We start from the raw sequence: 18,642 nt of genomic DNA, 5'->3' as shown, positions 1-18,642 counted from the left end.
CCATGGCACTCTCCGACAAGGACCGCATCTTCACCAACCTCTACGGGTTGCAGGACTGGCGCCTGGCGGCGGCGCAGAAGCGTGGCAACTGGGACGGCACGGGCGGCATCCTCGCCAAGGGTCGTGACTGGATCATCGAGGAGATGAAGTCCTCCGGTCTGCGCGGCCGCGGCGGCGCGGGCTTCCCGACCGGCATGAAGTGGTCCTTCATGCCGAAGCAGGCGAGCGAGCGGCCGCACTACCTTGTGGTGAATGCCGACGAATCCGAGCCCGGCACCTGCAAGGACCGCGACATCATCCGCCACGATCCGCATACGCTGATCGAGGGCTGCCTGATCGCCGGCTTCGCCATGGGCGCCCATGCCGGCTACATCTACATCCGCGGCGAGTACTACAATGAGAGCCGCGTGCTGGATGCGGCGATCGACGAGGCCTATGCCGCCGGCCTGCTCGGCAAGAACGCCGCGGGCTCCGGCTGGGATTTTGATCTCTACGTGCATCGCGGCGCCGGCGCCTATATCTGCGGCGAAGAGACGGCGCTGATCGAGAGCCTGGAAGGCAAGAAGGGCATGCCGCGGCTGAAGCCGCCATTCCCGGCCGCCGTCGGCCTCTATGGCTGCCCGACCACGGTGAACAATGTCGAGACCATCGCCGTGGTGCCGACCATCCTGCGCCGTGGCGCGGCCTGGTTCGCGGGCTTCGGCCGTCCGAAGAATTCCGGCACCAAGATCTTCTGCATCCAGGGCCATGTGAACAAGCCCTGCAATGTCGAGGAGGAGATGAGCATCCCGATGCGGGAGCTCATCGAGCGTCATGCCGGTGGCGTGCGCGGCGGCTGGGACAATCTGATGTGTGTGATCCCCGGCGGCAGCTCCACGCCGCTGCTGCCGAAGCACATCTGTGACGATGTGCTGATGGATTTCGATGCGCTCCGCGAGCACAAGTCGGGCCTGGGCACGGCGGGCGTGATCGTCATGGACAAGTCCACCGATATCGTCCGCGCCATCGCCCGCCTGTCGCGCTTCTACAAGCATGAGAGCTGCGGCCAATGCACCCCGTGCCGCGAGGGCATGGGCTGGGTCAGCCGCATGATGGACCGGATGGTGCAGGGCCGCGCGGAGATCGAGGAGATCGACGTGCTGGAGGATGTGACCCGCCGCATCGAGGGCCACACCATCTGCGCGCTTGCCGATGGCGGCGTCTGGCCGGTGCAGGGGCTGATCCGGCACTACCGGCCGGTGATGGAGGAGCGCATCGCCGCCTACAAGGCCGCGCATGGGCAGCCTGCCGCGCTGCCGATGGCGGCCGAGTGATGAACCCGGCGCAGGCGACACTCCCGGCGGGTGATTCCTTTTGGGAAATGTTGAGTGCGGTCGGCACGCTGGCGGCGGTTGTTGCTGCGCTGGTGATTGCACTGATCCAGGGCCGCGACGCACGTAGCACTGCCGCGCGCTCTGCTGCACTGGTGGCCTACGACAGGTATCTCGAGCTCGCTATTTCTCATCCAGTCCTGGCCAACGGCGATCTGACGCAGATAACCAACACGGGTAAGTTCGGCGCCTATGAGTGGTTCTTCTCATTCATGGCCTCTGCCTGCGAGCAGGTGCTGCTTCATACCAAGGGAAGCGAACGATGTGCTTGGCTGGCGACGGTCGAAAGCCAAGTCCAGTATCACCGCGACTATGTATTGAAGCATCATGACGAGATTGCGCCGCACTACTCGCTCAGCTTCCGCCGGATATTGGCGCGGGTTCGCGACATGAAGGGTGGTCAAGTATGACCGAGATTTCCGGCAAGGCCGGCCCCATCGCCATCTCCGGCTGCAATGCGCCCGGCAGCCTGGTGAAGGGTACGACGATGACCGGCAGCCGCATCGAGGGCAGCAACCTCGGCGGCACGGTGTTCGAAGGCGCGACGCTGGCCGGCGCGCAGTTTAAGGCCTGCGACCTTTCGGGCGTGCAGGTGACGGGTTCGGGGCTGACGGGGATGACCATCAACGGCGTGGCGGTTGATGCCCTTTTCGCGGCCTATAGGAAGGTGGCGTGATGGCGAAGGTCACGGTTGACGGGATCGAGGTCGAAGTCCCGAACGGCGCCACGGTGCTGCAGGCCTGCGAGGCCGCGGGCAAGGAAATCCCGCGCTTCTGCTACCATGAGCGTCTGAGCGTCGCCGGCAATTGCCGCATGTGCCTGGTCGAGGTGGAGAAGGCGCCGAAGCCCGTCGCCTCCTGCGCCTATCCGGTCGCGGATGGCATGGTGGTGAAGACGGACAGCCCTGTGGTGCGCAATGCGCGTCGCGGCGTCATGGAATTCCTGCTGATCAACCATCCACTGGATTGCCCGATCTGCGACCAGGGCGGCGAATGCGACCTGCAGGACCAGGCCGTCGGCTACGGCATGGATCACAGCCGCTACCGCGAGGCGAAGCGGTCGGTGAAGGACAAGAATATCGGGCCGCTGATCAAGACGATCATGACCCGCTGCATCCAGTGCACGCGTTGCGTGCGCTTCTCCGCGGAAGTGGCCGGCACATCCGAGCTCGGCGGCACCAATCGCGGTGAGAACCTCGAAATCGGCACCTATGTCGAGCAGGCGCTGACCAGCGAACTCTCCGGCAATCTGATCGACATCTGCCCGGTCGGCGCCCTGACCTCGCGCCCCTATGCCTTCGTCTCGCGGCCCTGGGAGCTGCGTAAGACCGAGGGCATCGACGTACTGGACGCGACCGGCACGAATATCCGCATCGACACGCGCGGCCCGGAAGTGCTGCGCATCCTGCCGCGCATCAATGAGGATGTGAACGAGGAATGGATGGCCGATCGTGGCCGCTTTTCCTTCGATGGGCTCAAGCGCAAGCGGCTGGATCGGCCTTGGGTGCGTGTGGATGGCAAGCTGCGGCCGGCGAGCTGGGGCGAAGCCTTCGCGGCCATCGCGGCGAAGCTGAAGGGTCTGCCGGGCTCGCGGATCGGCGCCATCGCCGGCGATCTGGTGGATGCCGAAAGCCTGTTCGCGCTGAAGTCGCTGATGGCGAAGCTGGGCTCGGCCAATCTGGACTGCCGGGTGGATGGCGCGGCCATCGACGTGTCGCGGCCGGATTTCTACCGCTTCAACACGACCATCGCCGGCATCGAGGAAGCGGATGCGCTGCTGATCGTCGGTAGCAATCCGCGTCAGGAATCGCCGGTCATCAACGCCCGCATCCGCAAGCGCTGGGCGCAGGGCCGCTTCCCGGTCGGGCTGATCGGCCCGCAGGGCCTCGACCTGACCTATGGCCATGAGCATCTGGGCGACAGCCCGGCGGCGCTGGGCACCCTCATCGAGGGCACGCATTGGTTCAGCCAGACCTTCCGCGCGGCCAAGAAGCCCATGGTGCTGCTCGGGCGCGGCGCTCTGGCGCGGCCCGATGGCGCAGCCGTGCTGGCCGCGGCCTGGCAGGTGGCGGCCAGCGCCGATGCGCTGCGTCCGGACTGGCACGGCTTCAATCTGCTGCATCTGTTCGGCGGCCAGGTCGGCGCCCTGGCGCTCGGCTTCCTGCCGGGTGAGGGCGGGCAGGATATTGGCGGCATGCTGGGCGGCGGCGTGGATGCGCTGTGGCTTCTGGGCGCCGACAGCGTCGATCCGGCGATGATCCAGCCGGGCACCTTCGTGATCTACCAGGGCCATCACGGCGACCGCGCGGCATCCCGTGCCGACGTCATCCTGCCGGGCGCTGCCTATACCGAGAAGGACGGCACCTGGGTGAATACGGAAGGCCGCGTGCAGCGCGGCCATCTGGCGGTGCATCCGCCGGGCGAGGCGCGTGAGGATTGGCGCATCATCCGCGCCGCCAGCGAGGCGCTGGGCGCGACGCTGCCCTTCGACACGCTGGTGCAGCTTCGGGATGCCATGCCGCTGACCGAGGGTTTCGAACGCGGCTTCTGCGCCGATGCCACGGGGCCTTCGGGCGATGTCGGCGCGCTGGCCTCCGCGGCCTTCACCCTGCCGCTGGCGAATTACCACCAGGCCGATGTCATCAGCCGTGCCTCCGAGGTGATGGCGCAGTGCGCGGCGACCTATGCCGCGCCGATGGCCGTGGCGGCGGAGTAGGACGATGGACGCTTTCCTCGCCACCCCCTTGGGCGTGCTCGCACTGACCGTGGCCCAGGCCATGGCGCTGCTGGTGCCGCTGCTGATCGGCGTCGCCTACCTCACCTGGGCCGAGCGCAAGGTGCTGGCCGCAATGCAGATGCGGAAGGGGCCGAACATCGTCGGGCCCTTCGGCATGCTGCAGCCCTTCGCCGACGCGCTGAAGATGCTGATGAAGGAAACCATCATTCCTTCCGGCGCGGCGCGGGCGCTGTTCATCATGGCGCCGATGATCACCTTCATGCTGGCGATGCTGGCCTGGGCGGTGATCCCGGTGAATGAGGGCTGGGCGATCGCCGACATCAATGTCGGCATCCTGTATCTGTTCGCGATCAGCTCGCTCGGCGTCTATGGCGTCATTATCGCCGGCTGGGCCTCCAATTCGAAATACGCCTTCCTGGGCGCGCTGCGCTCCGCCGCGCAGATGGTCAGCTACGAAGTCTCGATGGGCTTCGTCATCGTCACCGTGCTGCTCTGCGTCGGCTCCCTGAACCTGAGCGACATCGTGCGGGCGCAGGAGGGGCTGTGGTTCATCATCCCGCTCTTCCCGATGTTCATCATCATGTTCATCAGCGCGCTGGCCGAAACCAACCGCGCCCCCTTCGACCTGCCGGAAGGCGAGTCCGAGCTGGTGGCGGGCTTCTTCGTCGAATACAGCAGCATGTCCTTCGCGCTGTTCTTCCTCGGCGAATACGCGAACATGATCCTGATGAGTGCGCTCATCACCATCCTGTTCCTGGGCGGCTGGTACGCGCCCTTCGACATCGCGCCCTTCACCTGGGTGCCCGGGCCGCTGTGGTTCATCTTCAAGATCTGCTTCTGCCTGTTCGTCTTCGTCTGGGTGCGCGCGACCTTTCCCCGCTACCGCTACGACCAGCTGATGCGTCTGGGCTGGAAGGTGTTCCTGCCGCTCAGCCTGATCTGGCTGGTGCTGACCGCCTTCGTGCTGAAGATCTTCGGCTGGCTGCCGGGAGGAGTTTGATCCATGGCAACCCTCGATCGCGTCGCCCGCAGCCTGTTGCTGACCGAATTGGTCGGCGGCATGGCGCTGACGCTGAAGCAGTTCTTCAGCCGCAAGGCGACCATCAACTATCCCTATGAGAAGTCGCCGGTCTCCCCGCGCTTCAAGGGGGAGCACGCGCTGCGCCGCTACCCGAATGGGGAGGAGCGCTGCATCGCCTGCAAGCTGTGCGAGGCCATCTGCCCCGCCCAGGCCATCACCATCGAGGCCGAGCCGCGCGAGGACGGATCCCGTCGCACCACGCGCTACGACATCGACATGACGAAGTGCATCTATTGCGGCATGTGCGAGGAAGCCTGCCCGGTGGATGCCATCGTTGAGGGACCCAACCTGGAATTCGCCACGGAAACGCGGTCGGAGCTGATCTACGACAAGGGCCGGCTGTTGGATAACGGTGACCGCTGGGAAGCGGCGCTGGCCCAGCGCCTGACCCTCGACGCGCCGTATCGCTGAGGGGCAGGGGAATGATCGCCGCCATCGCCTTCTACCTGTTCGCCGCCATCCTGATCGCCAGCGCGGTCATGGTGGTGACCAGCCGCAATCCCGTCCATTCCGTGCTGTTCCTGATCCTGGCCTTCTTCAACGCCGCGGCGCTGTTCCTGATCGCAGGGGCGGAGTTCCTGGCGATGATCCTGGTCATCGTCTACGTCGGCGCCGTCGCGGTGCTGTTCCTGTTCGTCGTGATGATGCTGGATGTGGACTTCTCCGCGATCCGGGAAGGCTTCCAGCGCTACGCGCCGATCGGCGGCGTCATCGGCCTGGTGCTCTTCGTCGAGCTGATCTTCGTCTTCGGAAGCTGGAGTTTCGCCGACAACGCGGCCGGACTTCGGCTGAACCCGATGGAGCCGGGGGCGGAGAACACCCGCGAGATCGGTCGCATCCTCTATACGGACCATGTCTGGCTGTTCCAGCTTTCCGGCCTGATCCTGCTGGTCGCGATGATCGGCGCCATCGTGCTGACGCTGCGCAACAAGCCTCAGGCCAAGCGCCAGGATATCGGCAAGCAGGTTTCCCGCATGGGCAGCGTCAATCTGCGCCAGGTGCGCAGCGGCGCCGGCCTGGCGGAGCTGGGCATCGAGCGGCCGCCGGTGGATGCGCCGGCCGAGAAGCCCAAGCCCATCGCTCATGACCACGCCCATGGGGGGCACCACTGATGCTGGCGATCGGCCTTTCGCACTACCTGACGGTGGGGGCGATCCTGTTCGTGCTGGGGGTGCTCGGCATCTTCCTGAACCGGAAGAACATCATCGTCATCCTGATGTCGGTGGAGTTGATCCTGCTGGCGGTGAACCTGAACCTGGTGGCGTTCTCCGCGCAGCTGGGCGACCTCACCGGGCAGATCTTCGCCATGTTCATCCTGACGGTCGCCGCGGCCGAGGCCGCCATCGGCCTCGCCATCGTCGTCATCCACTTCCGCAACCGCGGCACGATCGAGGTGGATGACGTGTCCACCCTGAAGGGCTGAGCCCATGTATGTCGGCGCCATTTTCTTCCCGCTGCTCGGGGCCTGCATCGCGGGCTTCCTGGGCCGCTGGATCGGCGACAAGCCGGCCCAATGGGCCACCGTGTTTTTCATGGCGCTCGCGGCCGTCTGCGGCTCCGCGGCCTTCGTCGATGTGGCGCTGCACAGCGCGCCCGGCGTCGTACCGCTGTTCACCTTCATCGATGTGGGTGGCTTCGAGGTCTCCTGGGCGCTGCGCTACGACACGCTGAGCGTGGTGATGGTGGCCATGGTCACCTTCATCTCGACGCTGATCCACCTCTATTCCGTGGGCTACATGTCGCATGACGCGACGATCCCGCGCTTCTTCGCCTATCTCTCGCTGTTCACCTTCATGATGCTGATGCTGGTGACGGCCGATAACCTGGTGCAGCTGTTCTTCGGCTGGGAAGGCGTCGGCCTCGCCAGCTATCTGCTGATCGGATATTGGTACGAGAAGGAAAGCGCCAACCGCGCGGCGATGAAGGCCTTCATCGTCAACCGCGTCGGCGACGTGTTCTTCATGCTCGGCATGGCGCTCACCTTCTGGACCTTCCAGTCCGTGGAGTTCGAGACGATCTTCGCGGGTGTCGAGGCCGTGCAGAACCAGACCTTCCTGGGACTGCCGTCGCTCGAAGTCATCGGCCTGCTGCTGTTCCTCGGCGCCTGCGGCAAGTCGGCGCAGATCGGCCTGCACACCTGGCTGCCGGATGCGATGGAGGGACCGACGCCGGTTTCCGCGCTGATCCATGCGGCGACCATGGTGACGGCCGGCGTGTTCCTGATGTGCCGCATGTCGCCGGTGCTGGAATACGCGCCGACCACGCTCACCATCATCACCATCGTCGGCGCCACCACGGCGATCTTTGCGGCGACCATCGGCTGCGTGCAGAACGACATCAAGCGCATCATTGCCTACTCGACCTGCTCGCAGCTCGGCTACATGTTCTTCGCAGTCGGCGTCGGTGCCTATCAGGCGGCGATGTTCCATCTCTTCACCCATGCCTTCTTCAAGGCGCTGCTGTTCCTCGGCGCCGGCTCCGTCATCCACGCGATGTCGGATGAGCAGGACATCCGCCGCATGGGCGGCATCTGGAAGAAGATCCCGCTGACCTATGCGATGATGTGGATCGGCTCCCTCGCGCTGGCCGGCGTGCCCTATTTCGCCGGCTACTACTCGAAGGACATGGTGCTGGAGGTGGCCTATGCCGCGCATAGCGGGGCAGGGATGTACGCCTTCGCCATGGGCCTGTTGGCCGCTTTCCTGACCGCCTTCTATTCCTGGCGCCTGATCATCATGACCTTCCATGGCGCGCCGCGGGCGGACCACCACACCATGGAACATGTGCATGAAAGCCCCTGGACCATGATGGTGCCGTTGCTGGCGCTGTCGGTGGGCGCGGTGCTGACGGGCTATGTCTTCTACGGTCTTTTCGTGGGTCATGATCAGGACGCCTTCTGGAACGGCGCGATCTTCACCTCCGCCACCAACCAGGTGCTGGAACACGCCCATCACGTGCCGTCCTGGGTGCCGCTGGCGCCGACCGTGGTCGGCCTCGCGGGCATCGCGCTGGCCTATGTGATGTACATGTTCGCGCCGAAGCTGCCGGCGATGCTGGCCGGCGCCCTGCCGGGCCTGCACCGCTTCCTGCTCAACAAGTGGTACTTCGACGAGCTGTATGACGCGATCTTCGTGCGGCCCGCGCTGCATCTGGCGCGCGTCTTCTGGAAGACCGGCGATACCCGCATCATCGATGGCATGCCGAATGGCGCGGCGTCCCTGGCTGTCGGGGTGGCGGGCGGGGCGGTGCGGCTGCAATCCGGCCGGGTCGCCAGCTACGCCTTCACCATGATCATCGGGCTTGTCCTGTTCGTGAGCCTCATTCTGGTCGGAATGCCCCGATGAACACCGCCGGTTTCCCCCTGCTGAGCCTCGTCACCTTCCTGCCGCTGGCCGGCGCCCTGATCATCATGATGGTGCGGGGCGAGGACGCCGTGGTGGCGCGCAATGCCCGCTGGACCGCGCTTTGGGCCAGCCTGATCACCCTGGCGCTGTCGCTGCTGCTCTGGACCGGCTTTGACCAGTCCACCGCGGAATTCCAGTTCGTCGAGCGGGTGGATTGGCTGCCGGAATACGGCATCGGCTACCACATGGGCGTGGACGGCATCTCGGTGCTGTTCATCCTGCTGTCGACCATCCTGACGCCGCTTTGCATCCTGGCCTCGTGGGAAAGCGTGCAGACCCGCGTGCGCGAATACATGGTCGCCTTCCTGGTGCTGGAAGCGATGATGATCGGCATGTTCGCCGCGCTGGACTTCGTGCTGTTCTACATCTTCTTCGAAGCCGTGCTGATCCCGATGTTCCTCATCATCGGTATCTGGGGCGGTGCGCGGCGCGTCTATGCGGCGCTGAAGTTCTTCCTCTACACCCTGGCGGGCAGCCTGCTGATGCTGCTGGCGATCCTGGCGGTGTGGTACGAGGCCGGCACCACCGACATCCCCACGCTGATGCAGACGGCTTTCTCGCCACGCATGCAGTTCTGGCTGTTCCTGGCCTTCTTCGCCTCCTTCGCCGTGAAGGTGCCGATGTGGCCGGTGCATACCTGGCTGCCGGATGCGCACGTCGAAGCGCCGACCGCGGGCTCCGTTATTCTGGCGGGCGTGCTGCTGAAGATGGGCGCCTATGGCTTCCTGCGCTTCTCCCTGCCGCTGCTGCCGCAGGCCTCCGCCGACTTCGCGCCGCTGATCTTCGCGCTGAGCGTGATCGCGGTGATCTACACCTCCCTCGTCGCCTTGGCGCAGGAGGATATGAAGAAGCTGATCGCCTATTCCTCGATCGCTCATATGGGCATCGTCACGCTGGGCATCTTCACCTTCACCGCGCAGGGCCTGTCCGGCGCGCTGTTCACCATGCTGAGCCACGGCGTCGTCTCCGGCGCGCTCTTCCTTTGCGTCGGCGTGCTGTACGACCGGGTGCATTCGCGGGAAATCGCGCGCTACGGCGGCGTGGCGAAGATCATGCCGGCCTATGCGCTGGTCTTCATGGTCTTTACCATGGCGAGCGTCGCACTGCCTGGCCTTGCCGGCTTCCCGGGCGAGTTGCTGGTGATTGTCGGCGCCTTCCGGGTGAACCCCTGGGTCGCGCTCGGCGCCTGCATGGGCATGATCCTGGGCGCGGCCTATGCGCTGTACCTGTACCGCCGCGTCATTTTCGGGAAGATCGTGCGGGAGGATCTGAAGGCGCTGCTGGATCTCAGCCCGCGCGAATACGCCACCTTCGCGCCGCTGATCCTGCTGACCATCTGGATGGGGGTCTATCCCTCCTCCTTCCTCAATTTCTTCGAGGCGACCGTGGCCGCGCTGGTCGCGCGCCATGAAGCCGCCCTCGGCGCCGCACGACTGGCTGGGATGTGATGAGCCCGATGAACTGGACCCTTGCCACGCCGGAGATCGTCCTCGGCATCGCCGGCCTGCTGATCCTGGCCGGCGGCGTGATCCCGAAGAAGGAGACCTTCTTCCCCGTCTCCATGGCCGTGATCGGCGCCTTCGTGCTGACCGCGGTACTGGTGATCGGGCAGGGGGAGGGCACGGCCTTCCTCGGCCAATATGTTTCCGACGCCTTCAGCCGCTTTGCCAAGGTGCTGATCCTGCTGGGCGCCGCTCTGGGCGTGGTACTGTCGCTCGACTACAATGAGAAGGCGGGCATCGGGCGCTTCGAATATGCCGTGCTGATGCTGTTCGCGACGCTCGGCATGCTGGTCATGGTCTCGGCCAATGACCTGATGTCGCTCTATATCGGGCTCGAACTGCTTTCCCTGTCGCTCTACGTCATCGCCGCCTTCGACCGCGACAACCCCCGCAGCGCGGAAGCCGGGCTCAAGTATTTCGTGCTCGGCGCCCTGGCTTCGGGCCTGCTGCTCTATGGTTCGTCGCTGGTCTATGGCTTTGCCGGCAGCACCAATTTCGACCAGTTGGCGGATGCGCTGTCGGGCGGCACAGTGGGCCTTGGCGTCGTGGTCGGGCTGGTCTTCGTTCTCGCCGGGCTGTGCTTCAAGATCTCGGCCGTGCCCTTCCATATGTGGACGCCCGACGTCTATGAGGGTGCGCCGACGCCGGTGACGGCTTTCTTCGCCACCGCGCCGAAGGTGGCGGCCATCGCGCTGCTGATGCGCGTGCTGGCGGGTCCCTTCGGGGACCTCGCGGCGCAATGGTCGCAGGTGATCTGGGTGGCCTCGGTCGGCTCCATGCTGCTGGGCGCCTTCGCGGCCATCGGCCAGCGCAACATCAAGCGGCTGATGGCCTATTCCTCCATCGGCCATGTCGGCTACGCGCTGATGGGCTTGGCGGTGGCCAGCGATGTCGGGCTGCGCGGGGTGCTGGTCTATATGGCGATCTATATGGTGACCTCGGTCGGCACCTTCGCCGTGCTGGTCGCCATGCGCCGCAAGGGCCGCGCGCTGGAACAGGTGGAGGACTTGGCGGGCCTCGGCCGCACCGATCCGGCGATGGCCATGTGGATGGCGGTGTTCATGTTCTCCATGGCCGGCATCCCGCCGCTCGCCGGCTTCTTCGGCAAGCTCTACGTCTTCCTGGCGGCGGTGCAGGGCGGCTACTGGGTGCTGGCTGCGGTCGGCATCGGCACCTCCGTCGTCGCGACCTATTACTACCTACGCATCGTCAAGGTGATGTATTTCGACGCGGGCGATGAGGCGCTGGATGCGCGCCCTGCCGGCCTGACGGTGGTGATGACGGCCACCGGCATCCTGACGGTGCTGTTCTTCCTGTTCCCGGCGCCGATCATCGCCGCCGCCCAGGTGGCGGTCGCGGCCCTGGCCGGATGACGCCTGGCATCGCGCCACCGCCTGGGTGGCGCCTGCGCATCCATGAAAGCCTGTCCTCCACCTCCGACCTGCTGAAGCAACTGGCCGAGGCGGGGGAGCCTGAGGGGCTGGCGGTGCTGGCGCGGCGGCAGACAGGCGGGCGCGGCCGGGATGGGCGAGCCTGGGAAAGCCCGGTCGGCAATCTCTATTTTTCCCTGTTGCTCCGCCCCGGCGGCCCGGCGCGGGATGCCGGGAAATGGGCCTTGCTGGCCGCCCTGGTGATGGCGGAAGGCGTCGCCCCCTTCGCCCCGAACCCCGCCGAGCTCCGCCTCAAATGGCCGAACGACGTGTTGTTGGGAGAGGCCAAGCTCGCCGGCGTGCTGTGCGAAAGCGCCGCGACGCCGGCGGGTGAACTGGACTGGCTCGTCATGGGCATCGGCGTGAACCTGGCCGCACCCCCCGCATTGCCGGACCGCCCGACCGCCAGCCTGGGTGTCATCCCACCCGAACAGGTGGCCGTGAGCATGCTGTTCGCGCTGGAACGGCTGCGGCGGCTATGGCGGGACCAGGGTTTCGATGCGGTGCGTGCGGCCTGGATGGCGCGCGGCCCGGCCTTGCAGGCCCCGCTGACGCTGCGCGGTGGCCGTTCGGGCCATTATGCCGGCCTTGCCGAGGATGGCAGCCTGCTGCTGGCCGCGGAGGGCCGGGTCCAGGCGGTGACCACTGGCGAAATCGCCTATCGAGAGGCTGACTGAGACATGCTGCTGGCGGTGGATGCGGGCAATACCAATGTTGTCTTCGCGGTGCATGACGGCCAGGAATGGCGCGGCCGCTGGCGCATCCGCACGGATGCCGAGCGGACTTCGGACGAATATGCGGTCTGGCTGCTGACCCTGCTCCAGCATTCCGGTCTGAAGGCCACCGACATCACCCGCTGCGTCATCGGCACGGTGGTGCCGGCCGCGCTCTACAATCTGCGCCGCCTGTCGCGCGAATGGTTCGAATGCGAACCCCTGGTCGCCCGCGCCCATCTCGACTGGGGTTTCGAGATTCGCGTCGATGCGCCGCATGAGGTGGGTGCCGACCGGCTGCTGAACGCCCTGGCGGCGCATCACACCTATGGCGGGCCGCTGATCGTCATCGACTTTGGCACGGCCACCACCTTCGACGTGGTGGGGAGGGATGGCGCCTATCTCGGCGGTGTGATCGCGCCCGGCATCAACCTGTCGATCGAGGCACTTCACCGCGCCGCCGCCCGGCTGCCGCGCATCGGCATCGGCCGGCCGCAGGCGGTGGTTGGTCGCAATACCGTTGCCGCGATGCAATCGGGCATCTATTGGGGCTATGTCGGGCTGATCGAAGGGATCGTCGCCCGCATCCGGGCGGAGCAGGAGGAGCATCCGGTCGGCAATCTGAAGGTGATCGCCACTGGCGGCCTGGCCCCGTTATTCGCGGAAGGCACCACAGTGATCGAGACGACCGATCAGGATACGACCCTGGATGGTCTTCGCCTGTTGGCGACCCGCAACCCCGCCCCCATCTTCACCAGAACCGCGCGACGCGACGACCCCTGAGCCACCCCGCCTGGCGCCCTTGATGGCGACGGGCAGGCGGCGGCCGGGTCGGGCGCTGCGCCCCGAGACGACGAACGCTGTATCAAGACTGGAACAAGAAGAATGACTGGTGACCTGGCCTTCATCCCGCTCGGCGGGACGGGGGAAATTGGACTCAACTTCAACGTCTACCGCTGCGATGGCGCCTTGCTGGCGGTGGACCTCGGCCTGGGCTTCGGCGGATCGGAACATCCGGAAGTCGAGGTGATGGTGCCCGACCCCGCCTGGCTGGCCGAGCGCCGGGACAAGCTGGTGGGCCTGGTGATCACCCATGCGCATGAGGACCATGTGGGCGCTGTTGCCCATATCTGGCCGAAGCTGCGCTGCCCGATCTATGCCAGCCCCTTCACCGCTTCCGTCCTGCGTCGCAAGCTGGGCGAGGCTGGGCTGGGCCAACAGGCGGAAATCATTACCATCCCGCTGGGCGGGCGCTGGAAGCTGGGCGTCTTCGACCTGGAATTCCTGCGGGTTGCGCATTCGATCGTCGAGCCGCAGGCGCTGGCGATCCGCACGAAATACGGCACCATCCTGCACACCGGCGACTGGAAGCTCGACCCAAACCCGCTGATCGGCCCGCCAACCGACGAGGCCGCCTTCGGGCGCCTGGGCGATGAGGGCGTGCTGGCCATGGTCTGCGACAGCACCAATGCCATGGTCGAGGGCCATTCCGGCAGCGAGGCGGAGGTCCGCCGCAACCTCGCCGCGCTGATCAAGGGGCTGAAAGGTCGCGTCGCCGTCTCCTGCTTCTCGACCAACCTCGCGCGCATCGAATCCATCGCGCTGGCGGCCCAGGGCGCCGGGCGGCAGGTGGCGCTGTTCGGGCGGTCCTTGCGCAATGCCGATGCCTCGGCGCGGGAATGCGGCTATTTGCGGTCCATTCCGCCCTTCCTGTCGGAAGACGATGCGGAGGATGTGCCCGACAACCAGCTGCTGATCATCTGCACCGGCAGCCAGGGTGAGCCACGCTCCGCACTGACCAAGATCGCCAGCGACACCCATCCTCATATCTCGCTGGGGGAGGGGGATTGCGTGATCTATTCCTCCCGCATGATCCCGGGCAATGAACGCGCCATCCTGCGGGTGCAGGACGAGCTGTCGCGTGCCGGCGTCAAGGTGATGACGGCGGATGATCATATGGTCCATGTCTCCGGCCATCCGGCGCGGGATGAGCTGAAGCGGCTGTACCAGCTGGTCCGCCCGAAATACGCCATCCCCGTGCATGGCGAATGGCGCCACATGAACGAGCACGCCAATCTGGCGGAGAGCCTGGGCGCCATCGCCTATGTGATCGAGGATGGCGACGTGCTGCGCTTCGCCCCGGGCAAGCCGGATGTGGTGGAAAGCGTGCCGGTCGGACGCCTCGCCATCGATGGCGACCGCCTGCTGCGGCTGGACGGCGATGTTCTGGCGGCGCGGAAGAAGATGCTGCTGAACGGCGTGATCGTCGCCTCCTTCGTGGTGGACAGCAACGGCCGCGTGCTGGGCAAGCCGCAGGTCTCGGCCCCCGGCCTGTTCGAGGACAGCGGTGAGGAGCCGGGGCAGATCGCTGCCGACCTGGTGCGCGCGGTGGCCGAGATGCCGGGCAATCTGAAGAGGGAGGATGGGCTGCTGCGCGAAGCCGCACGCACCGCCGTGCGCAAGGCCGTTGGCCGCCGGCTGCGCAAGCGCCCCTCGGTCGAGGTGCATCTGATGCGGGTGTGATGTCGCCGGGGCCGGAAAGGTATTTTCTTCCGGCCCCGCATTGCATTACCTGATCGTCACGCAACGATTGCAGGTTCCGCCATGCCAATCACCCTGGCGCAGATCCAGAACGAGATGGTGCAGAACACCGCCGCCTTCCTGCGCCACTACCGTGTGATGATCTCCGGCAATCACTATACTTCCGGCGAGACGGAGGCTTGGTTCACCGATTGGGGTGTCGATGATCCGGGTTTCACCACCGGCCTGTCCGGGCTGCTGGGCAGGGTGAAGCAGCGGCCCCGCATCGTCTTCGATATCGGGCTGGCCCAGCCGGGCCATTATGCTGGCGGCGGCACGCTGCGGATCTGGTTCGTACGCATGCAGCAGATGAACGAACAGCCGGTCGACACGCATTTCACCCTGCCGCGCCACGGCGGTCCGGACATCATGTTCACCAGCCTGCTATCCGGCTGCACCTTCGGGGTGGGCATGCCCTCCGGCGGCGCGCAAATCGTCTCCCACATCCAGGGGCCGAATGTCCTGGCCGGCACGGATGATATGGATGGCGCTGCATTGAACCCGACCGTGCAGGCCGGCTTGACCGACGGCGTGCGGGCGATTTTTGCTCGCAACCAAGGCTACGCCTATCGCGCCGCGGTCATCGGCATCCGGAGGGACGGCAACTGGCGCTTCTTCGCGCAGACCACCCGCGTGACAGGCGCCGGCGAGCAGATCGCGGGGGCGGCGGCCTTCGCCTGAGGTGAAGGCCGTAAGCAAGCCTCAGCGGCTCGGCGCGCCGATCGTCTGGTTGGTCTGGCCACCCAGGCCCGGCGCCAGGCGCCCGATATTGCCGAAGAGCTGCTGCAGGACGGTGCGATCGTTGCCCGGGGCAGGGGTGATGCGGCTGACCACTTGAACGTCCCGGCCATCCTCCGGCCCGACGCGCTGGATGTTCTGCACCACGCCCGAACCGTTGAAGGTGATGGCGACCACGCGCTGATCTTCCACGGACAGGGTCCGTGCCGGCCGCTGCCGGGTGACGCTGCTCATATAGTACCAGATGCTATTGTCGAAGGTACCGGTGGCGGAGGGCGAGCCGATCGCGGCCTCGACATCGGCGCGGGTGCTGACGCCCGGGGTGATCTGGGCCAGCGCCTCCTCCTCCACCGCATGGCCGCGCATCTGGCGCGGGCTCTCGAACAGGCTGGCGCCTGGGACGGAGGGCATCCAGGAGCAGCCGGCGGTGGCCAGCAGGGCGACGAGCGCCAGGGCCGCACCCGGGAGGGGGCGGGTTCGACGGGCCACCAAAGGCCGCAAGATGTTGACCGCGTGCATGGGGCGCTCCATGTGGCGGCAATGCCACCCTGGCGGGTCGCGGTCAACGGCCACGCGGCGCGGCGGCTTCATGAGGACGGAGAGATATGGGCCTGCTCGGGTTTTTCACGCGCAAGCCGCATGAAAGGGCGGGGTTCGAGCTCTATGCGGCCGCTGTCGGCGCGGCGCGGCGCCCGGGCTTCTTCGCGGGACTCGGGGCGCCGGACACGCTGGATGGGCGGTTCGACCTGGTTTCCCTGCATGTGGCGCTGCTGATCCGCCGCCTGCGGCGGGATGCGGATCCGGATGGCCCGAAGCTGGCCCAGGCGGTGTTCGACGCCATGTTCGCCGATATGGATGTGAACCTGCGTGAGATGGGCGTGGGCGATCTGGTGGTGGGCAAGCGGGTGAAGCGGATGTGGGAGGCCTTCCACGGCCGCGCCGCGGCGTATGAGGCGGCGGTGGATGCTGGCGATGCCCCGGCGCTGGAAGCCGCCCTGACCCGCAACATCTGGCGCGGGGAGGCGCCGCCGGAGGGCGCGCCGGCCCGGCTCGCCCGTTACAGCCTGGCTGTGGCCGCCGCCCTGGCGCCGCAGCAGATCGACGCCTTCCGGCGCGGCCATGCGCGATTCGATGTGGAGATCCCCGCATGACCCCCGAATTCTCCCGCCTCCATCGCCTGGGCGCCACCGCGCCGCGCCGCCTGGACCTGCGCGCGAATCCGGCCGAATGCGCTGCCCTGGCCGAACGCTTCGGGATTCCCGGCGTGACCAGGCTGGAGGCGGAGGTGAATCTGGTGCCGGAGTCGGGCGGTGTGATTCGCCTGAAGGGGCAGCTCAGCGCCGATGTGGTGCAGGAATGCGTGGTGTCGCTGGAGCCGGTGGCCCAGCACGTCGCCACGCAGCTCGACCTGCGAATCCTGCCGCCCGGCATTCCTGCGACCGACGACGATCCGGACAGCCCGGACGAAATCGAGACCAGCGGGGATTCGGTGGATCTGGGCGAAATCCTGGCCGAACAGCTCGCTTTGGCACTCGATCCCTGGCCGCGCGCGCCGGATGCGGCGATTCCGCCCGAATTGGACGGCGCGGCGCTTGAGCCGGAGCCGGAGATCGAGGATACCCCCCAGCGTCCGAACCCCTTTGCCGCGCTGTCCCGCCTGAAGCGGAACTGAACGGTCAAAGCCGGGGCGGGTAGCTTGCGCCATCGGGCCGCGCGGTGCTAATGCCCGCCGCTCCGCTGATATTTCAGCCTGTTGATGAGAAAGGCTCGGCACCATGGCCGTTCCGAAGAAAAAGGTTTCGCCCTCCCGTGCCGGCATGCGCCGGAGCCATCAGGCTCTGACGGCCGCCGCGCATCTGGAATGCTCGAACTGTGGTGAACTGAAGCGCCCGCACCATATCTGCTCCCATTGCGGTCACTATGACGGCCGCGAAGTGATGGCCGCGGATAAGGCCAAGGGTGTCGTCCGCGTCTGACCAGGGGGCGCATGCCCATGGGGCTCTGAAGGTGGCGGGTAAGGTCCTTGCGGGGCGGGAGGCGGCAGCCTTCTCCCTTGCGATCGATGCGATGGGCGGCGACCACGCCCCCGAATCCGTCCTGGATGGGTTGGAGCTGGCTGCGGAACGTCATCCGCAGGCGCGCTTCCTTCTCGCGGGTGATGAGGTTCGGCTGGGTGCCCTGCTGGCCCGGCGGCCGCGTGCCGCCAAGGCCTGCATGCTGCGCCATGCGCCGGAATCGATTCCCGGTGACATGAAGCCGACCGCCGCGTTGCGCGTGCGCGGTTCCTCCATGCGCGTGGCCATTGATGCCGTGGCCCAGGGCGAGGCCTCGGGCGTTGTCTCCGCCGGGAATACCGGCGCGCTGATGGCGCTCGCGAAGATCGTCGTGAAGACGCTGCCGGAGATCGACCGGCCGGCGCTGGCGGCGATCGGCCCTTCGGCGCGCGGCGACGTGGTCATGCTCGACCTCGGCGCCAATCTACAGTGCGATGCGCGCAATCTGGTGGAATTCGCCATCATGGGCGACGCCTTCGCCCGTGCTGTCCTCGGCCTGACCAATCCGACCCTCGGCCTGCTGAATGTCGGCTCCGAGGAGCTGAAGGGCGATGAGCGGGTGCGGCTGGCGGCGGAAACGCTGCGCGTCAGCCATCTCGGTACGAACTTCCGGGGATTTGTCGAAGGCCACGACATCGCCGCCGGCACCGTGGACGTGATCGTCACCGATGGTTTTACGGGCAATGTGGCGCTGAAGACCGGGGAGGGCGCGCTGAAGCTGATGCGCGACCTGCTGCGCCAGGTCTTCACCAGTTCCATTCCCGCCCGCATGGGCTATGTCCTGGCCCGCCCGGCGCTGGACCGGCTGCGCGAATGGATGGACCCGCGGCGCTACAACGGCGCCGTGCTGATCGGGCTGAACGGCGTGGTGGTGAAGAGCCATGGTGGCACCGATGCCATCGGTTTCGCCCATGCCGTGGATGTCGCGATGGACATGGTCACGCATCGCTTCAACGACCGGATCCGGGAAGGCCTGGCGCTTCTGCCCAGCCCCACCCCGCGGCTTGCCGCCACCTCGCGCTAGAAAGCTCCGA

The 18,642-nt window shown here is 66.5% G+C and carries 20 protein-coding genes; 19 read left to right on the top strand and 1 reads right to left on the bottom strand.

What is annotated here, in order from left to right; all coding sequences use genetic code 11:
• Nucleotides 1-2 precede the first annotated feature (2 nt).
• The 15 genes from nuoF (at nucleotide 3) to ACVFYP_RS18790 (ending at nucleotide 15,497) form a co-directional block, all read left to right on the top strand.
• Nucleotides 3-1,313 (top strand): NADH-quinone oxidoreductase subunit NuoF, encoded by a 1,311-nt coding sequence (nuoF, locus tag ACVFYP_RS18860; protein WP_499201746.1) that lies wholly within the window; start codon nucleotides 3-5, stop codon nucleotides 1,311-1,313.
• Complete coding sequence (locus ACVFYP_RS18855) at nucleotides 1,313-1,780, top strand: hypothetical protein (RefSeq protein ID WP_499201745.1); 468 nt, start codon at nucleotides 1,313-1,315, stop codon at nucleotides 1,778-1,780. Before nuoF ends, ACVFYP_RS18855 begins: the two co-directional genes overlap by 1 nt.
• Complete coding sequence (locus tag ACVFYP_RS18850) at nucleotides 1,777-2,046, top strand: pentapeptide repeat-containing protein (RefSeq protein ID WP_499201744.1); 270 nt, start codon at nucleotides 1,777-1,779, stop codon at nucleotides 2,044-2,046. Before ACVFYP_RS18855 ends, ACVFYP_RS18850 begins: the two co-directional genes overlap by 4 nt.
• Nucleotides 2,046-4,085, top strand: coding sequence for an NADH-quinone oxidoreductase subunit NuoG (gene nuoG, locus ACVFYP_RS18845; RefSeq protein ID WP_499201743.1), 2,040 nt, complete (start codon nucleotides 2,046-2,048; stop codon nucleotides 4,083-4,085). The genes ACVFYP_RS18850 and nuoG overlap by 1 nt, the downstream gene beginning before the upstream one ends.
• 4 nt (nucleotides 4,086-4,089) lie before the next feature.
• Complete coding sequence (gene nuoH, locus ACVFYP_RS18840) at nucleotides 4,090-5,106, top strand: NADH-quinone oxidoreductase subunit NuoH (RefSeq protein ID WP_499201742.1); 1,017 nt, start codon at nucleotides 4,090-4,092, stop codon at nucleotides 5,104-5,106.
• 3 nt (nucleotides 5,107-5,109) lie between these two features.
• On the top strand, nucleotides 5,110-5,598 hold the full coding sequence (gene nuoI / locus ACVFYP_RS18835) for an NADH-quinone oxidoreductase subunit NuoI (protein ID WP_499201741.1): 489 nt from the start codon (nucleotides 5,110-5,112) through the stop codon (nucleotides 5,596-5,598).
• A gap of 11 nt (nucleotides 5,599-5,609) precedes the next feature.
• Entirely contained in the window at nucleotides 5,610-6,299 is a 690-nt protein-coding gene (locus ACVFYP_RS18830; RefSeq protein ID WP_499201740.1) for an NADH-quinone oxidoreductase subunit J, read from the top strand.
• Nucleotides 6,299-6,610 carry an NADH-quinone oxidoreductase subunit NuoK gene (nuoK, locus tag ACVFYP_RS18825; RefSeq protein ID WP_499201739.1) on the top strand — a complete coding sequence of 104 codons (312 nt, stop codon included), beginning with the start codon at nucleotides 6,299-6,301 and terminating at the stop codon, nucleotides 6,608-6,610. The genes ACVFYP_RS18830 and nuoK overlap by 1 nt, the downstream gene beginning before the upstream one ends.
• A 4-nt stretch (nucleotides 6,611-6,614) precedes the next feature.
• The gene (gene nuoL / locus ACVFYP_RS18820) at nucleotides 6,615-8,531 is read left to right on the top strand and encodes an NADH-quinone oxidoreductase subunit L (RefSeq protein ID WP_499201738.1); all 1,917 of its coding nucleotides are present in this window, start codon (nucleotides 6,615-6,617) and stop codon (nucleotides 8,529-8,531) included.
• On the top strand, nucleotides 8,528-10,039 hold the full coding sequence (locus ACVFYP_RS18815; protein ID WP_499201737.1) for an NADH-quinone oxidoreductase subunit M: 1,512 nt from the start codon (nucleotides 8,528-8,530) through the stop codon (nucleotides 10,037-10,039). The genes nuoL and ACVFYP_RS18815 overlap by 4 nt, the downstream gene beginning before the upstream one ends.
• An 8-nt stretch (nucleotides 10,040-10,047) precedes the next feature.
• Complete coding sequence (gene nuoN, locus ACVFYP_RS18810) at nucleotides 10,048-11,466, top strand: NADH-quinone oxidoreductase subunit NuoN (RefSeq protein WP_499201736.1); 1,419 nt, start codon at nucleotides 10,048-10,050, stop codon at nucleotides 11,464-11,466.
• On the top strand, nucleotides 11,463-12,200 hold the full coding sequence (locus tag ACVFYP_RS18805; RefSeq protein ID WP_499201735.1) for a biotin--[acetyl-CoA-carboxylase] ligase: 738 nt from the start codon (nucleotides 11,463-11,465) through the stop codon (nucleotides 12,198-12,200). The genes nuoN and ACVFYP_RS18805 overlap by 4 nt, the downstream gene beginning before the upstream one ends.
• Nucleotides 12,201-12,203: 3 nt before the next feature.
• Nucleotides 12,204-13,019, top strand: a complete 816-nt coding sequence (locus tag ACVFYP_RS18800; protein WP_499201734.1) for a type III pantothenate kinase — start codon at nucleotides 12,204-12,206, stop codon at nucleotides 13,017-13,019.
• Nucleotides 13,020-13,121: 102 nt separating this feature from the next.
• Nucleotides 13,122-14,759 (top strand): ribonuclease J, encoded by a 1,638-nt coding sequence (locus ACVFYP_RS18795; RefSeq protein ID WP_499201733.1) that lies wholly within the window; start codon nucleotides 13,122-13,124, stop codon nucleotides 14,757-14,759.
• A gap of 81 nt (nucleotides 14,760-14,840) precedes the next feature.
• Entirely contained in the window at nucleotides 14,841-15,497 is a 657-nt protein-coding gene (locus ACVFYP_RS18790) for a hypothetical protein (RefSeq protein WP_499201732.1), read from the top strand.
• Between the two features lie 21 nt (nucleotides 15,498-15,518).
• Here the strand turns inward: ACVFYP_RS18790 and ACVFYP_RS18785 are convergent, their stop codons facing one another.
• Nucleotides 15,519-16,073 (bottom strand): outer membrane protein assembly factor BamE, encoded by a 555-nt coding sequence (locus ACVFYP_RS18785; protein ID WP_499201731.1) that lies wholly within the window; start codon nucleotides 16,071-16,073, stop codon nucleotides 15,519-15,521.
• An 86-nt stretch (nucleotides 16,074-16,159) separates the two neighbouring features.
• On the opposite strand from ACVFYP_RS18785, the gene ACVFYP_RS18780 reads away from it, so the two are divergent.
• The 4 genes from ACVFYP_RS18780 to plsX all read left to right on the top strand — a co-directional run bounded on the left by ACVFYP_RS18780 (nucleotide 16,160) and on the right by plsX (nucleotide 18,632).
• On the top strand, nucleotides 16,160-16,705 hold the full coding sequence (locus tag ACVFYP_RS18780) for a ubiquinol-cytochrome C chaperone family protein (RefSeq protein WP_499201730.1): 546 nt from the start codon (nucleotides 16,160-16,162) through the stop codon (nucleotides 16,703-16,705).
• Nucleotides 16,702-17,226 carry a YceD family protein gene (locus ACVFYP_RS18775; RefSeq protein ID WP_499201729.1) on the top strand — a complete coding sequence of 175 codons (525 nt, stop codon included), beginning with the start codon at nucleotides 16,702-16,704 and terminating at the stop codon, nucleotides 17,224-17,226. Before ACVFYP_RS18780 ends, ACVFYP_RS18775 begins: the two co-directional genes overlap by 4 nt.
• Before the next feature lie 103 nt (nucleotides 17,227-17,329).
• On the top strand, nucleotides 17,330-17,530 hold the full coding sequence (gene rpmF / locus ACVFYP_RS18770) for a 50S ribosomal protein L32 (RefSeq protein WP_216877644.1): 201 nt from the start codon (nucleotides 17,330-17,332) through the stop codon (nucleotides 17,528-17,530).
• 31 nt (nucleotides 17,531-17,561) lie between these two features.
• A complete protein-coding gene (gene plsX / locus ACVFYP_RS18765; protein ID WP_499201728.1) occupies nucleotides 17,562-18,632 on the top strand; it encodes a phosphate acyltransferase PlsX in 1,071 nt (356 codons plus the stop codon).
• Nucleotides 18,633-18,642 lie beyond the last annotated feature (10 nt).

Source organism: Roseomonas sp. F4, from assembly GCF_053891155.1.
The sequence above is the reverse complement of the archived record's forward strand: the minus strand, read 5'-3'. Positions and strand labels throughout refer to the sequence as shown.

Bases quoted from the DNA above. Each gene is read 5' to 3' on its own strand.
- nuoF (WP_499201746.1), top strand. From the start codon at position 3: ATGGCACTCTCCGACAAGGACCGCATCTTCACCAACCTCTACGGGTTG.
- ACVFYP_RS18855 (WP_499201745.1), top strand. From the start codon at position 1,313: ATGAACCCGGCGCAGGCGACACTCCCGGCGGGTGATTCCTTTTGGGAA.
- ACVFYP_RS18850 (WP_499201744.1), top strand. From the start codon at position 1,777: ATGACCGAGATTTCCGGCAAGGCCGGCCCCATCGCCATCTCCGGCTGC.
- nuoG (WP_499201743.1), top strand. From the start codon at position 2,046: ATGGCGAAGGTCACGGTTGACGGGATCGAGGTCGAAGTCCCGAACGGC.
- nuoH (WP_499201742.1), top strand. From the start codon at position 4,090: ATGGACGCTTTCCTCGCCACCCCCTTGGGCGTGCTCGCACTGACCGTG.
- nuoI (WP_499201741.1), top strand. From the start codon at position 5,110: ATGGCAACCCTCGATCGCGTCGCCCGCAGCCTGTTGCTGACCGAATTG.
- ACVFYP_RS18830 (WP_499201740.1), top strand. From the start codon at position 5,610: ATGATCGCCGCCATCGCCTTCTACCTGTTCGCCGCCATCCTGATCGCC.
- nuoK (WP_499201739.1), top strand. From the start codon at position 6,299: ATGCTGGCGATCGGCCTTTCGCACTACCTGACGGTGGGGGCGATCCTG.
- nuoL (WP_499201738.1), top strand. From the start codon at position 6,615: ATGTATGTCGGCGCCATTTTCTTCCCGCTGCTCGGGGCCTGCATCGCG.
- ACVFYP_RS18815 (WP_499201737.1), top strand. From the start codon at position 8,528: ATGAACACCGCCGGTTTCCCCCTGCTGAGCCTCGTCACCTTCCTGCCG.
- nuoN (WP_499201736.1), top strand. From the start codon at position 10,048: ATGAACTGGACCCTTGCCACGCCGGAGATCGTCCTCGGCATCGCCGGC.
- ACVFYP_RS18805 (WP_499201735.1), top strand. From the start codon at position 11,463: ATGACGCCTGGCATCGCGCCACCGCCTGGGTGGCGCCTGCGCATCCAT.
- ACVFYP_RS18800 (WP_499201734.1), top strand. From the start codon at position 12,204: ATGCTGCTGGCGGTGGATGCGGGCAATACCAATGTTGTCTTCGCGGTG.
- ACVFYP_RS18795 (WP_499201733.1), top strand. From the start codon at position 13,122: ATGACTGGTGACCTGGCCTTCATCCCGCTCGGCGGGACGGGGGAAATT.
- ACVFYP_RS18790 (WP_499201732.1), top strand. From the start codon at position 14,841: ATGCCAATCACCCTGGCGCAGATCCAGAACGAGATGGTGCAGAACACC.
- ACVFYP_RS18785 (WP_499201731.1), bottom strand. From the start codon at position 16,073: ATGCACGCGGTCAACATCTTGCGGCCTTTGGTGGCCCGTCGAACCCGC.
- ACVFYP_RS18780 (WP_499201730.1), top strand. From the start codon at position 16,160: ATGGGCCTGCTCGGGTTTTTCACGCGCAAGCCGCATGAAAGGGCGGGG.
- ACVFYP_RS18775 (WP_499201729.1), top strand. From the start codon at position 16,702: ATGACCCCCGAATTCTCCCGCCTCCATCGCCTGGGCGCCACCGCGCCG.
- rpmF (WP_216877644.1), top strand. From the start codon at position 17,330: ATGGCCGTTCCGAAGAAAAAGGTTTCGCCCTCCCGTGCCGGCATGCGC.